We start from the raw sequence: 15,284 nt of genomic DNA on the forward strand, positions 1-15,284 counted from the left end.
AATGTGCGCGCAACAATGATCAGTAATCCGGTGATTACTGTTTGAGCAAAAGCAAATTCGGCATTCGGAGAATCAGAAACGAGCCTGAGGCTCTGTGTTTTAGCGAGCGGCTACATCGGTGCAGGGCAGTTGTGCTTGATTGACGGATCAAAAGTAGCAGACCCGCCAACACACCTCCACGAAATTAGGATGACTGGCCCCCGTCAGGCCGGACTGGCAGCCGGGCCATGATGAATGGTAAACTACAGCGAGCGCGTTACATTGAAGAAAATACCGGTCTGCCCCTGCCGGTTAACGGAATAACTGAACCGGCCTACTACATTGTAGAACGTCACCACATCCAGACCGAGCCCTGTGCTATACAACAGTTTATTAGCCAGCCGGCTTTCGTACTGCGCCGCTACATTGCTGCGGATGTAGCCCAGATCACCGAATAAGGTCAGGTAAGCAGCAAGCGGCAGGGTATTAAACTGACGGACAGGCACCCAGGACAGTTGTTTACGGACGTTGAACAGCTGGTAGCGCAGGCTGTTCCGCATAAGGCCCATATGCTGCCCGTCTATAACATAGAGTTCATAGCCCCGCATCACATTCGGACCAATACCGATACCGCGTAAAGAGCTGTAGGGCTGCCGCTTACCGAGTGTGAGCTGCCCCTGTAAACCAACTCCATAATAAAGTGGCCCCCTTACCGGTAAAAAGCGGCTGTAGTCAGCATTCAGGCTGGTCACGCTCCAGTTGGCCCCGGAAAAAAGCCCCGATTGCCCTACCGATACCTGAAACACTTTCCCTCTCAACGGGTAAGCTACATTATCGCGCTTATCATAGCGATAGGTGTAACTGAGCGACAGATAACGCTGGTGATTATTGCCATCCAGATAGTAGCCGGGGTTTAGGCTGGCTACCGTATCGGCAATCCAGTTGCGGACATAGCGGACTTCAAACCCATTGTAATTGTAGAAGCTATTCCGGTAGGTTAGGGTAAAGCCGGCATTAAACCGTTCCCGTAACGTGCGTTCAGCGCGCGTATATACCCACTTATCAGCCTGCGTACGATAGGAAACGTCCTTGTTTGTTGAATAAGACAGATCGAAACGCATCCCGGTCCGCTGTGCCTTATCCAGATATGGCAGCTGGTAAGTCAGGGCGGCCCGCCGGGTAAACCCTGATTCAAGGGCTACATTCAGCCGGTCGCCGTTGCCGGTCAGGTTCCGGTGGCTCAGATACCCGCCATACACGGTCCGGCGCAGGTCACGCCCCCGCTCATACCACCACTCATTAAAATTCCGGTCGGCAATATCAAAAACGGGAAAGGCAAAGAGATACCAGCGTTCTTTCAACACCACTTCTACATCGACCGGCTGGATGGCGCCGGGCGGTATCACCGGCTTGTATTCAAAATCGGGATTGGTCACACAGGCATCCACATCAACGGTAACGAAGAGATTTGTGTTGTTGATATTGCGCTGGCTCCAGGTCAGTTTTTCCGCCAGCTGACTTACACGCAGGGTATCGCCCACGTGCACGGCCATTTCCCGCAGCACAATACGGGTCCGGGTCCGGAAATTACCGGTAAGCCTGACCGACCGGACAATAACCAGCGAATCGTTTACGGGCGTGGCCTGCCGGGTTTCCTGTACAATAGCCGAAACAGGTGTTGTTTCCTTTATACGTACGGTATCCGCCAACCCTCCAACCCTCAAATTCCCACAAATGAATAACGCAGTAAATAAAAGCATTTCACAAGTTACGTTTGGTTACAGTATTTATCAAAAATAACCTTTTCTTTAAATTTTAGCGTACTTTTTCTTTAAATCCTGCAATCAGGTTCGTATACTTGTTCAGTATTCTCCTACCTAACAATCTGTGAAGTTGTCAGCTTAGCTGTTTGAACTGCTTTACACCGTAAATGATGAAAAACAAACCCAGACTAACGTTTTGGCAAATCTGGAACATGAGTTTCGGATTCCTTGGAATTCAATATGGCTTTGGCTTACAGCAGGCCAACATGAGTCCTATCTTCCGCTACCTCAATGCCGATGAAGCTGCCATTCCGGCCCTTTGGCTGGCCGGCCCGATGACGGGCTTACTGGTTCAGCCGGTTATTGGTGCCCTCAGCGACCGTACGTGGTCGCCGCGCTGGGGTCGCCGGAAACCTTTTTTCCTGACGGGGGCAATCCTGACCAGTATTGCCCTGATCCTGATGCCTAATTCAACCCACCTCTGGATGGCTGCCAGTCTGATGTGGATCATGGACGCGGGCCTGAATGTAACCATGGAGCCCTTCCGCGCCTTCATCGGTGATAAGCTAAATGTAGAACAGCGGACCATGGGTTTTGCCGTACAAAGTTTCTTTGTGGGCTTTGGTCAGACCCTCGCGAACCTCATGCCGTATATTCTGCCCGTTTTCGGCCTGACGATGGTGGCATCGGGTAACAACAACATTCCCGACTTCGTACGCTACTCTTTTTACATTGGCGCCATTGCCATGGTCGGTGCGGTGCTGTGGACAGTCTATACTACCGATGAATATCCGCCGGACGACATGGCCGAATTTGAGCGCCAGAAGCGTGAAGGCGGCGGGGTTGCCGGTGCTTTCACCGAAGTGGTACACGCCCTGCGCGAAATGCCGTCTACCATGAAACAGCTCTGGTGGGTAAAGTTTTTTACCTGGTATGGCTTACCCCTTATGTGGCAGTATCTGTCACTGGCCATTGCCCGGCACTCGTTCGATGCAACCAGCACCAGTTCCCCCGGCTTTGCCGAAGGTACCAAATGGAGTAACCTTTGCTTTGCCTTATTCAATGTCGGCTGCTTCGGCATTTCGTTTCTGCTGCCCTCCATTTCAGACAAAATCGGCCGTCGTGCAACCCACGCGCTGTTCCTTGTCCTTGGCGGTCTGGGTTTTGTATCGATGCTGTTCTCGAATGACAAGAACATTTTTGCATTCGGCATGACACTGGTCGGCCTTGCCTGGGGTTCAATCATGTCGATGCCGTATGTCATGCTGTCGAACTCCGTTCCACAGGAACGGATGGGGGTGTATATGGGCATCTTCAATGGCTTTATTGTGGTGCCGCAGATTGTCAATATGATTACGATTCCGTTCCTATACGATAGCCTCCTGGGCAGCGATCCGCGAAATGCGCTCGTGCTTTGCGGTGTATGCTTATTTTTAGCGGCCGGGGCGTGTTTCCTGGTGAAAGAAGACAGTAAAAGCGAAAAAGCAGCATTCCCCATCGGAGCAGGCGGCCACTGAGAGTAATGGAAAACAGAAATTATCAGCTTATTGCTGTTGGTGAACTTCTGGTCGATTTGATTGGCCACGAGGTCGCCAACAGCCTTTTTGACACACGGGACTATCACCGCTATCAGGGCGGAAGCCCCGCAAACATGGCGGCCAATATGGCGCGTCTGGGCAATAAAGCCGCCCTTGTTGCCTGCGTCGGCGACGATAATCTCGGTACTTACCTGACCCAACGCGTCGGCGAAGCCGGTGTCGACACGCAGTTTATTGCCCGCGACCCGGAAGCGCCCAGCAGCATTGTCATTGTATCACGGACAAAAGGTACGCCTGATTTCATTGCCTATCGGGAAGCCGACCGCATGATCCGGCCGGAGCATATTCCGGACACATTGCTGGCTCAGGCGTCTATTTTTCATACGACCTGTTTTGCTCTCAGCCGGCAACCCGCCCAGGATGCCATTGTTGATGCGGCGCAACGTGCCTGTAAAGCAGGTTGCCAGGTAAGTATCGACGCTAATTACGCCCCAACGATCTGGCCGGACCGCGAAGGTGCCAAACGTATCCTGAAAAGCTATTGCTCAGCCAATGCGCTGGTTAAACTAAGCGAAGATGATGCCGCCCGACTTTATGGGAGTCCGCAAACGCCGGAACGCATCATCGGCGATTTTCACGACATGGGCGCCGCATTGGTCTGCCTGACATTGGGCGGCGATGGCAGCTGGGTTTCGTATGATTACGGAAAAGAAAAGGTCCGGATTCAGGCAAAGCCCATCGAGGTAATTGATGCAACCGGAGCCGGTGACGCCTATTGGGCCGGCTTTTTAACGGCATGGATCGGCGGCCGGACACCCGAGCAGTGCGCACACGCAGCAGCATGGGTTGCCGAACAAAAACTGACCCGGAAAGGTCCTCTGCCTACCGGCCTGCAGCTTCCATAATCCCAGCTTATCCCATGGCGGGTCCGCCGACAAAATGATGCTGTCGGCGGACCCGCCATGGGATACTTTACCGGTTATGCATTTACCGATTGTTCAGCCGGTTGTTTCTCCACACGGATTACCCCAACTGTGGCTTCTGTGCCAACGCTAGTAGCCGGCCTGACCATGCTCTGCTCAGCCAGCCACTTCTGAAGCTTTTTTGTGCTGGCTTTAGTCTCCCAACCATCTGGTAATACGAGCCATGCCGTACTTTTTTCTGCCAATAGACTCACAGATAGCCACACAAAATACACGAAGGCAGGAGCTTTACCGGTATACACGGCTTTGTACTGTGTTTTAAACCCATTCAGCTTGTTTTCCGGTACATCCGGCGAAGTGACAGGCGGTTGACTGATAACGATTTCAAAGCCTTTAAACGCTCCGTTCTGATCCAGTCGGGCAGGCCAGCGAATGCGCCATTCAAACCCGTCGTGATCTTCGGTCTGACGTTGCCGGATACGGTTCGTCAACCGTGCTATTTCCAGCTGTAACTTTTCCTGGTCCGCTTGCTGTGACGGGGTGAGTTGCTCAGGAAAGAGCAGGTTACCGGCATACCGCTGCCTATAAATCGCTTGTAAACGTGTTAGCCGGTCAAGCAGCGGCCGGTCAGCCGAGGCAGCCTGTGCCTGTAAATGCTGCCGGAATTCATCGAGTTGCCGGGCGATTTTTCGTTCGGCAGCGGCCGTTTCCTTACCCCGATATAGCTGCATCTGCTGCTGTAAGTGCTCCAGCCGCCCGCTCAGTTCCTCCTCGCCATATAACAAAGGCAATGATAAATCCAGTTGGTAATGTAATGCATGACCGCTTTGCAGTTGCCACGTCAGGCTGGGAAAAGCGGGCCACGTTATGCCTTTCCTTTTATCAGTTATGGCATACATATCCATCAGCAACTCCAGCGACAAACGGGTCAGGGCAATAGTCCGGCATGCATCATCCGGCACTACCCCGTACAGTATGGATGCCATCAGCGCCTTTTTAGCCTCAAACAAGGCTTTCCGGATACGTTGTGGCTCAGTATGCCGGTCAAACGGTTCTGTGAGCTGATAATACACCGGTTCGCCATCCAGAGTTGCCAGTTGTAACTGCTCATTCGCAATAACCAGTGCGTAGTGATGTAACGACTGCCCTTGTCCGTCGGCCAGCAGCCCCAGGGCATGCTGAGCCCGTACTAATTCCTGCAGGACTATTTGTAAAAAACGGCCTGAACCCGCATAGACATCACAAACAGACAGACTCCGGAGCACCTCCAGGGCATCAGACGCCGACACCTGCACCAGTTTTTCCGGCAGTTGCGAAAACTGATCCGTTGTCCAGCCAAAGAATTCGTTAAACTTCTTAAGCAGCGCCTCCTGAAGGGCAGCACGGGCTACTGCCCGACGGGTTGCCAGCGATGCCCCGGCTTCTTGCGCTACCCATGCTAACAGCCAGTCGATACCGGCCGCCGAAATAACAAACCGGTCATCTGCAACAACCGATGGTGGCATACCGTCAACAAATTCGCAGGCTGCCATGATCTGTGCCAGCTGCACAAGTGGCGACGCAGCGTCTGTTGCCGACAGAGAATGGCGTTCTTTCGGGTTGTTGACAGTCGGCGATGCTCCGGCATCTGCTGCCAGCAATGCCGGATGCATCGATTGCCAAACATACAGAACAGCGGTCAGATCATCGTCAGTCCGGATTTCACCCAACGCTGTAGGAACCGGTGCCCCGATAGCCGCCAGTTTACATTCCAGTGCCCGCAAAAAGAATAGCCGGCAAAACCACCTGGCAAAATCAGACGGTATTACCTCGCGGATAGCCGTCAGTGCCTCTACCAGCTCCGGATCGACCACGTCTCCCGGTGCCGGGCTTGTATAGAGGTTTCTGAACAACAAAAAGGCGCTCACCCAATCAGCCGTGTCGTCTTTCCGGCTTGACACCAGATCGCGCAGGTTGAGGTAGATAACCGGAATATCGGCCTGTATTTCGCGGATAGTCCTCGCAATCTCCCCATAGACCAGCGTTTCACTTTTCCCCTGCTGTTTCAGCTGAAAAATACGCCGGAGGCGCGGATGGTCAATAAAATAGGTCTGGATATCGTCCGCCTCAAACCAAAACCACGAAATGCCATCGGTTACGACCAGGGTTGCGGGCAGTCTGCCGCCGGTCTCCAGTTGCTCAAAACATGAGAGAATCAGGGCATGCAACGCCTTAACATTGGATTTCAGCGGTGTCATCATTTCGGCACCGAAGGCCCGCTTGACAACCAATATGGCAGGGGGGTCTTCCGGCGTAGCAGCCTCTGTCAGCAGCAATACACCGTTTGCATCTGTTTCACTTCGCCAGACTATGTCAGGTTGCATATCCTCAACGAAACCGGTGATGATCCGGCGCTGGAATAATTCCGTTTCGTCTTCACTGATCCTTGACACCAGTTTCCGGGCGGCTTCCTGAAATAAAGCAAACGCACCAGCCCGGGCGTAAGCCTGCCCTGAGGTGCAAAAAAGCTGTTGTACCGGTTTGCGAAGTGAAAGCCTCATGCTGTAAAATTACATGGAACCAACGAAGTTTTAAGCGATTTAGTGGCTGATAAACAGCAAACGCCCGACAATGGCCGGGCGTTTGAATCAACGATAAATCGTTGCTATTGTTTTCGTACCTGGATTAACTCAGGAACTCAAGTTTCAGTTCGTTCAGCTGGCTACGCAGGGAGGCATCCAGCTGTTCGTCGCCGATCCGGAGCACATATCCGCCGATCAGGTTCGGGTTTGTCTGCTCTTCCAGCTCAACCCCTTTCGCACCGGTCGATTTAGTTACGAGTGCCTTGAAAGCAGTACGCAGTTCATCCGTGAGCGGTACGGTAGTGGTTACTGTGGCACGCTTGATGCCTTTCGATTCGTCGTACAAACGAATGAACTGGTCAGCAATGGCGTCAACGATTGCCTCCCGGTTTTTACGGGCAACAATACCGAAAAATGCCATCGACAGCGGGTTAATACGCCCTCCGAAGACAGCGTTAACAACCTGATTTTTCTTCTCGCTGCGCACAATCGGGTTCTTCAATACCAGTGCCAGCTGACGATTTTCAGCCAACGTGCGTTTGAAGAACAACATGTCGTTCTGAATGTCTTCTGTCAGGCCTTTTTCCTGCGCCAGATCAAATAATGATTTAGCGTACCGGAATGCTACTGTAGATACAGCCATATCTTCGAAGCGCAAAATGCCTGGCGCCGAACAAGGAAATCCTTTATTCGCTGCCGGCCCCTTGCTTAGTTAAGTCTTGCGTTTGCTACTAAGTCCTGAACCAGTTTCTCCTGAGCCGATTTGTCGGCAAGTTCTTTACGAAGAACCTTCTCAGCGATGTCAAGTGAAAGCGTAACTACTTCTTTTTTCACCTGAGCCAATAATGCCTGGCGTTCGTTTGCCATGGCTTCGCGGGCCTGCTCCAGTACGCGCTGGCCTTCGGCAGCGGCTTTGTCACGGGCTTCAGCAATCATTCTATCAGCAGTTTCTTTGGCGCCGCGCAGCATTGCTTCACGCTCGGCACGGGCTTCAGCCAACAGTTTCTGATTGTCTGATTGCAGTTGGGCCATTTCCTTGCGTGTTTTTTCGGCAAGGTCAATAGCACTCTGAATGCTTTCTTCCCGCTCTTTCAAGCCACTGGTAATCGGTTTCCAGGCAAAGCGGGACAGGATAAAGAAGATGGCGAGGAATACAACTACCTGCCAGAAGAGTAACCCAATATCCGGGGTAAGTAAATCCATTGTATTTACGAATTACGATTTACGTATGAATGTCACAGATTTACGATTGCCGGCATTTACGAGGTAAAAGAAAACCTGCTCACAAACCGTTGGGCGTAAATCTTGAAATGCCTGTTCACTGGCTAATCCATATGAACAGGCAATTTCGGATTTTTTTGACGCTTGCGCCGACACCTAATGTAATCAGCACGTCAGTTGCCGGTTCGTCTGGATTAAGCCAGAGCTACCAGCAGACAGATAACGGCAGCAAACAGGGCCACGGCCTCGATCAGGGCCGCGATGATCAGCATGGCTGTCTGGATACGGCCAGCGGCTTCCGGCTGACGGGCGATGCCTTCCATCGCGCTGCCACCGATTTTACCGATACCCATACCTGCACCAATAGCAGCTAAACCAGCGCCGATAGCAGCACCTGTAACTGAAATACTACCTGTAGCTTCCAACAGGATAGAGAGCAACATAGCTAACATGCTCGTAATTGAATTTATATATAGTTGAACAAAAAAATGCGTACTGAAACCAGTGAGCAGATGACCCTGCAACAGGTCAGACGGCTCAGTGACCGTGATCGGCTTCGTGATGTTCTTCGATCGCACTGCCGATATACATCGACGACAGCAGCGTAAAGATGAACGCCTGCAGGAAGGCAACCACCAGCTCAATCAGGTTCATAAAGATGGTAAAGATCGCTACCAGCGGGCTGATACCCGAGGCAATGCCTGAACCACCCAGATTCTTCGCGATGAAGATCAGCCCTAACAAACTCAGGATGATGATGTGGCCTGCCGTGATGTTGGCAAATAACCGGACCATCAGCGAGAATGGCTTCATGAATACACCAACGATCTCCACCGGAACCATAACCGGCAACAGCGCCAGCGGGACACCGGTTGGTTTTACCAGGTGCATCCAGTAGTGTTTGTTACCGCTGAAGTTTACAATCAGGAACGTAATGACGGCCAGCGTCATCGTAACGGCAATGTTGCCCGTCAGGTTGGCCGCACCCGGTAACAGACCCAGCAGGTTGTTGACCAGAATAAAGAAGAACAGCGTCAGCAGGTAAGGCAGGTAACGCTCATACTTAGGACCGATATTCGGCTTAACCACTTCATCACGGATAAAGAGGATAATCGGCTCCAGGAATGACTGTAAGCCTTTAGGCGCTTTACCACGGTTTTGCTGATACCCTTTTGATACGGATGAGAAGATAACCAGCAGCAATACGGCGCTCAACAGCAGGGACGCTACGTTCTTCGTAATGGAAAAATCATAAACGTGTGCGTTGTGTACTTCTTCACCGGCCGCATTGACACGATGAATTTTACCGTGTACTAACTTATAGTCGTTGTAAATCGCGTCGTGGTCAAGTTTTGATGACGAGAACACTTCAACGCCACGGTCTTTGCTGTACAGAATAACCGGCAAAGGCAGCTTCAGACCATGCGCAAACTCCCATCCGTGGTCATCCCGGATGTGGTGCATAATCATATCCCCCACATTGAAACCTTCCTTTTTAGTTTCAGCGCCGTGGGCGTTTCCTTCGTGGTGTTCTTGATGTGTGGCTTCTCCCTCATGCTCGTGTTCCTGAGCGTAAGAAGAAACAAACGGACTGATTATCAGAGCTGAAACCAGTAAAACTTTATGAAGCAGCGAACGAATCATGATGCAATCGAAAGCGGTTTTACAAATCGCGTCGCAAGTTACGATTAAGACCGTACATTTCAAAGCTGGTATAAAATATATATAGTACAAGAAAGTCTAAAATGAAGATCTTGCGGTCGTCGAGCCCCCGATACAGAAAAAAACCAACGAACCCTACACTTAAGATCAGCCGGACAATAATGAATGTCATATAAAACCCGATGAACCGTTCGGGTTTACCCTGATTTCCAAGATCAACTAACCGGTGCATGAGAAACGAAAGACTGACGTAAAAGAGCAGCATTACTTTCCAGAGCGGATGTACAAACTGATTCCCGTAAAAGTACTCAGCTATAAAAAATACAAATGCGATAACGGCTGAGAAGATAACTGAACGAAGCATTATGGTAGTAAAAATGAATTCGCAACAATGAACACTGAACAATTCCGTGATAAATTATACATTATTCACCATTCTTAGCCTGTCATTGTTTTGGAAGCTGTTTTATAAAGAGATACAGTGACGTCCCAATAGCCGTCAGTGACAAAATTACGGTCCAGGCCGGAAACTTATTCCCTGACCATTCGTCAATCTTCATCCCGCCCCAGACACCTAACCCGATGGTGCCCAGCATCTGAAAAGCGATACTGCTGTATTGCGCATAGGATGAGGTTTTACGGCTGGCATCATCCAGCTTTTTGCGGACCTCACCCTGATCTGGTTTTTGTTCTTTATTTTCCATGATACAGGCTATCTGGCTGGTCGTTCGACCTTTATTTTGTTATTTTGGGTTTGGTTTCAATACGGCAAACCCATTCTGGTACGTTTTATGAATGGTGATTTTCCAACACGTGCACACCCGACCGGCCACACAGCTTGTAAAGGTCGTGTTTTTTATGTTATGTTCCCGGATGCGACGTCTCTATACTAACTACGTTTCTATCTACTTCGTTACGCTGACTGCGTTTATTGGTCTGGTTTTGGGGTTAGCCGGCTGTTCGCAATACAGCAACCGCTCCATGAGCAAAGGTTACCATAACCTTACCGCCCATTACAATGCCTACTTCATTGCCAAAGTAAAGATGGACGAAGTTGAAAAATTTCGTTTTGAAAACCGTAAGGAAAACTACAACCAGCTTCTGCCGATTCTGCTACCCGTTGATTCACTGGAAGCGCAGCCGATGCAGGCCCAGCTCGATGACGTGATCAAAAAAGCTTCGCTGGTCGCCGAACGGCACCAGAACAGCAAGTGGCTGGACAATGCGTATAACTTAATCGGTAAGGTCCGGCTCTATCGGGAAGATTTCCCGAATGCAGTCGAAGTATTCAAATACGTCAACACCAAAGGCACGGATCCGGATGATAAGCACGAAGCCCTCATTCTGCTCATGCAGACCTATACGGAAATGGGTGACTTCCCGAATGCGCTGAACGTAGCTGAATTTTTGCGGACCCAGCCGCTCAACACCGCAAATACAAAAGCCTTTTACCTGACAAAAGCCAACCTGCACCAGCGCAAAGGTGAATATGCCGTCGCGGCGGCTATTCTGGATGCCACGTTCCCTTCGCTCAAGAAAGGAGAAGCAACGGCCAGATTACACCTGGCGGCAGGCCAGTTGTATGACATGGCGAATCAGCCGGCAAAGGCAGCGGATCACTACCAGGCCGTGCTGAAAAACCGGCCGCTCTACGATCAGGCGTTCTACGCAAACATGCTTTTGCTGCAAAGCACCGACCCACGGCAGGCCGCAAAAGCAAACAGCACTTTTGAGCGGATGCTCCGCGACCGCAAAAACGAAGACCTGAAAGATAAGATTTACTATACGATGGGCCTGCTCGAAGCCCGTAAGGGGCAATACGACCGCGCTATTGCCTTATACCGGATTTCGATTCAGGAAACAACAACGAATACGGCCCAGATACCGTATACCTATCTGGAAATGGGTAAGCTGTATTTTGAGAAGAAACAGCAGTTCGAAACCGCACGGGCTTATTATGACAGCGCCCTCGCCCTGCTGCCGCAGCAGTCGCCTGACTTTGCGGCTATTCAGGGCCGTAAAAAGACACTGGATGACTTTGTCAAACACCTGACTATTGTCCGGACAGAGGACAGCCTCCAGCATCTGGCGGCGCTTAGCCCCGATGCACTCGAAAAAGTATTAAGCGCGGCCATTGCACGGCAAGCCAAAGAAGACGAAGCAAAAGCCGAACTGGCCCGCAAGGTTATTGAAAAAGCAACCGGCCAGTCAACCAGTGCCGGTATGAGTATGCCGGGCGCGACCAACTCCAACCTCGCGCCGGACCAGCGTTGGCTTTTGTACAACCCAAACCGGATGGCACAGGGAAAACAGGAATTCATGCAACGCTGGGGTAACCGGCCGCTGGAAGATAACTGGCGTCGTCAGACCAAAGATGCACCGAACGTTATCGCGGCGACCTCAGTAACGTCACCGGCAAACAACACGGCTACGACGGCTGGAGGTAACACTGCCAACCCCGGCCTCCCGGCTGAACTCGCCAGTAGTTTTAATAACGGACAGCCATCTGCGAAAGCCCGGCGCGATGCGATGTATGCATCCATTCCGTTTTCTGCCGAGGCCAAAAACCAGTCGAACCAACGGCTTGACGAATCCCTGTACCAGCTCGGTAAGATTTATAAGTTCCAGCTGAATCAGCCGAAAGATGCCGTGAAGACGTTTGAGAGCCATGCCGGGCGTTTTCCGGGTAGCCAGCACCGTCCGGAAGTGTATTATCTGCTCTATCTGACGAATGAGCAGCTGGGTATTCAGACCGATTGGCGCGACAAACTCCTGCGTGAATTCCCGAATACATCGTATGCACGTCTGGCTAATAAAAGCACGCGGTCAGATCAACCAACGACCGGCGCGGAAGCCATCGCGACCAAAACCTACACGGATATCTATACCCTCTACAAGTCCGGGAATTATTCAGAAGCATTGGCCCGCTCCGAAAATGCACTGGCCAGTTTTGCCGGTACACAGATTGAAGATAAGCTGGCACTGCTTCGTACCATGCTGGTTGGTCATGTACACGGTGCCGAAAAATTCCGGCAGGCGATTACCGAATTCATGCGTGATTACCCCGCCAGCCCGCTTTTACCGTACGTAAAAGAACTACAGACGACAGCCGACCAGACAACGGCTAAGCGTAAATAAGTATCCGGTCAGAAAAGTGGCAGCTTATTGTTTTTTTGGCTTTCTTGCCACTTTCTGATGTCGAAGTTTAATGTAACAGCCATCAATGATTGAACTCGCTCCCGGTCCCTACCGTAAGTTGATCCGACGCTTATGGCGAGGCACCCTCATAGGCCTCGGCATGCTGATTTTGTATATTCTGGCCGTCAGTTTTAACTTTTTATGGTTGTTCGGTGGTATGCCGAACCTGAAAACGCTGGAAAATCCGCAAAGTGAAATTGCCTCTGCCCTTTATTCAGAAGACGGCGTCTTACTGGGTAAATATTATACTGAAAACCGTACACTGGTTGAAATTACGCAGGTTTCGCCTAACGTGATTATGGCGTTGCTGTCTACAGAAGACGCCCGCTTTACCAAACATTCGGGGATTGATCCGCGCTCTATTTTCCGGGCAGCCCTGGGCTTTATTCCGTTTACCGGCAGTAAAGGCGGTGGCAGTACGCTTACCCAGCAAACGGCGAAAAACCTCTTTGAAACCCGTGGCGAGAAATATCGCGGCCTGTTAGGCCACATTCCGCTGGTCCGTACGGTTATCGAAAAAACCAAGGAATGGATTCTGTCGGTACAGCTCGAACGCAACTACACCAAGCAGGAGATCATGATGATGTACCTGAACACGGTTTCGTTCGGTAATAACACCTATGGTATCAAGACCGCTGCCAAAACCTATTTCAACAAGGAGCCATGGAGCCTGAATGTGCAGGAGGCCGCCCTGCTGGTGGGTATGCTACAGAACCCGTCGCTCTGGAACCCGCGCACACACGAAGACCGCGCCCTGCAACGGCGCAATGTTGTGCTGTCGCAGATGAAGAAATATGGCTTCCTGAACGAAGAACAATACATCAGCTATAAGGAAAAGCCCATTCAGCTGGATTTCAACATCGAAAACCAGAATACCGGCATGGCGCCGTATTTCCGCTCGGTGTTGAAACAGGAATTACAACAGTGGATCGATAGTTATAACGAGGCCAATGACACAGAGCTCGATCTGTATACCAGCGGCCTCCAGATCATCACTACGATTGATTCACGCATGCAGACCTACGCCGAAGCAGCCGTGATGGAAAACATGCGCGACCAGCAAACCAAGTTTTATGAACACTGGCGCGGCCGGAATCCGTGGGTTGAAAAAGACGCCAAAACCGGCAAATTCCGTGAAATTCCCGGATTTATCGAGTCGGTAGCGAAACGGACAGGCCGCTACCGGCAGTTGAAAGAACAGTACCCCGACGACGATGCGGCGATCTGGAAAGAAATGCGGCAACCGGTTAAGATGAAAGTGTTTACCTATGCCGGTAAAAAACATGAAAAGGACACGACACTCAGCTCACTTGACTCGATCCGGTACTACAAGCGGATGCTGAATACCGGCTTTATGGCCATGGACCCGCGCGACGGCCACGTAAAAGCCTGGGTGGGTGGCATCAACTTTAAATACATGAAGTTTGATCACGTCCGCCAGGGAAGGCGGCAGCCAGGGTCAACGTTCAAACCGTTCGTGTATCTGTCGGCGCTGGACAATAACTACATGACGCCCTGCGACCATCTGGTTGATCAGCCCACGACGTTTGCGCCTTACGAATTAGGCAACGGCCCGAAATCCTGGACGCCTAAAAACTCGAACGGCAAATACAGTTACCGCTCCCTGTCACTGCGCGAAGCCATTGGCCAATCCATCAACACCGTCAGTGCACAGCTGATAAAAAAAGCGACGCCCGAAACGGTGGTGAATTATGCCAAACGCCTGGGCATTTCCAGTGAACTCCTGGCCAATCCAACGCTTTGCCTCGGTACCAGTGATGTTTCTGTCTACGAAATGGTGGCGGCCTACTGCACCTTTGCCAACGGTGGTTATCGCGTAAAGCCCATGCTGATCTGGAAAATTCTGGATAAAGACGGCAACGAGCTGGCGAAATTCAACCCGGAAGCCAAGCAGGAAATCAGCGCCGACCGGGCTTACGATATGCTCTATCTGATGCGCGGTGCCGTCGAAGAACCCGGTGGAACGGCCGCAAGACTGCGTAGTCAGTATAAACTGAGTGAAGGCGGTAACGAGATTGCGGCGAAAACCGGTACTACCTCCAATTACTCCGATGCCTGGTTTATGGGAATGACCCAGCATCTGGTAGCTGGCCTGTGGGTCGGCGGTGACGACCGGAGTATTCACTTCCGGAATATTGAGCTTGGTCAGGGTGGCCGTCTGGCTATGCCCGCATGGGGCTTATTCATGCAGCGCGTCTATAAGGATCCGACGCTGCGGAAGTATAAACCGGAGCCGTTCCGTAAGCCTGACAAGTACAAAATCGACTGTGGCGGCTACTATATTGATTCGTCCCAGCGCTATGTACCACCCAAAGTGCTGAACTCCGAAGACGAAGATATTTTGCAGTAACTATTTTAGCCCGTCATTGGTTTTTAGTGAGAAGACCAATCCCATACGACCCCGGCAGATCGCCTGTT

Annotated in this window: 11 protein-coding genes; 4 read left to right on the forward strand and 7 right to left on the reverse strand. The window is 51.3% G+C overall.

Annotated elements, in window-relative coordinates; translation table 11 throughout:
• Positions 1–242 precede the first annotated feature (242 nt).
• Entirely contained in the window at positions 243–1,688 is a 1,446-nt protein-coding gene (locus tag BLX24_RS11585; RefSeq protein ID WP_229201773.1) for a BamA/TamA family outer membrane protein, read from the reverse strand.
• 266 nt (positions 1,689–1,954) lie between these two features.
• On the opposite strand from BLX24_RS11585, the gene BLX24_RS11590 reads away from it, so the two are divergent.
• Positions 1,955–3,259: an MFS transporter gene (locus BLX24_RS11590; RefSeq protein ID WP_229201775.1), complete on the forward strand. Its 1,305-nt coding sequence runs from the start codon at positions 1,955–1,957 to the stop codon at positions 3,257–3,259.
• Positions 3,260–3,264: 5 nt separating this feature from the next.
• A complete protein-coding gene (locus BLX24_RS11595) occupies positions 3,265–4,185 on the forward strand; it encodes a carbohydrate kinase family protein (RefSeq protein WP_071503314.1) in 921 nt (306 codons plus the stop codon).
• A 74-nt stretch (positions 4,186–4,259) separates the two neighbouring features.
• Here BLX24_RS11595 and BLX24_RS11600 read toward each other — a convergent pair whose 3' ends face one another.
• The 6 genes from BLX24_RS11600 to BLX24_RS11630 all read right to left on the reverse strand — a co-directional run bounded on the left by BLX24_RS11600 (position 4,260) and on the right by BLX24_RS11630 (position 10,351).
• On the reverse strand, positions 4,260–6,743 hold the full coding sequence (locus BLX24_RS11600) for a DUF7149 domain-containing protein (RefSeq protein WP_071503315.1): 2,484 nt from the start codon (positions 6,741–6,743) through the stop codon (positions 4,260–4,262).
• 124 nt (positions 6,744–6,867) lie between these two features.
• Positions 6,868–7,407, reverse strand: coding sequence for an ATP synthase F1 subunit delta (atpH, locus tag BLX24_RS11605; RefSeq protein WP_071503569.1), 540 nt, complete (start codon positions 7,405–7,407; stop codon positions 6,868–6,870).
• Positions 7,408–7,472: 65 nt separating this feature from the next.
• Entirely contained in the window at positions 7,473–7,967 is a 495-nt protein-coding gene (locus tag BLX24_RS11610) for a F0F1 ATP synthase subunit B (protein WP_071503316.1), read from the reverse strand.
• Positions 7,968–8,179: 212 nt separating this feature from the next.
• Complete coding sequence (gene atpE / locus BLX24_RS11615; protein ID WP_071503317.1) at positions 8,180–8,428, reverse strand: ATP synthase F0 subunit C; 249 nt, start codon at positions 8,426–8,428, stop codon at positions 8,180–8,182.
• 94 nt (positions 8,429–8,522) lie between these two features.
• On the reverse strand, positions 8,523–9,629 hold the full coding sequence (atpB, locus tag BLX24_RS11620; RefSeq protein ID WP_071503318.1) for a F0F1 ATP synthase subunit A: 1,107 nt from the start codon (positions 9,627–9,629) through the stop codon (positions 8,523–8,525).
• Between the two features lie 464 nt (positions 9,630–10,093).
• On the reverse strand, positions 10,094–10,351 hold the full coding sequence (locus BLX24_RS11630) for an AtpZ/AtpI family protein (protein WP_071503320.1): 258 nt from the start codon (positions 10,349–10,351) through the stop codon (positions 10,094–10,096).
• Between the two features lie 169 nt (positions 10,352–10,520).
• Between BLX24_RS11630 and porW the strand changes: the two genes are divergently transcribed.
• Both porW and BLX24_RS11640 read left to right on the forward strand, forming a co-directional pair.
• Positions 10,521–12,785, forward strand: coding sequence for a type IX secretion system periplasmic lipoprotein PorW/SprE (porW, locus tag BLX24_RS11635; RefSeq protein ID WP_071503570.1), 2,265 nt, complete (start codon positions 10,521–10,523; stop codon positions 12,783–12,785).
• An 85-nt stretch (positions 12,786–12,870) separates the two neighbouring features.
• Positions 12,871–15,216, forward strand: a complete 2,346-nt coding sequence (locus tag BLX24_RS11640) for a penicillin-binding protein 1A (RefSeq protein WP_071503321.1) — start codon at positions 12,871–12,873, stop codon at positions 15,214–15,216.
• The last annotated feature ends 68 nt before the right edge of the window (positions 15,217–15,284 follow it).

This window comes from Arsenicibacter rosenii (assembly GCF_001870735.1).
GTDB lineage: Bacteria > Bacteroidota > Bacteroidia > Cytophagales > Spirosomataceae > Arsenicibacter > Arsenicibacter rosenii.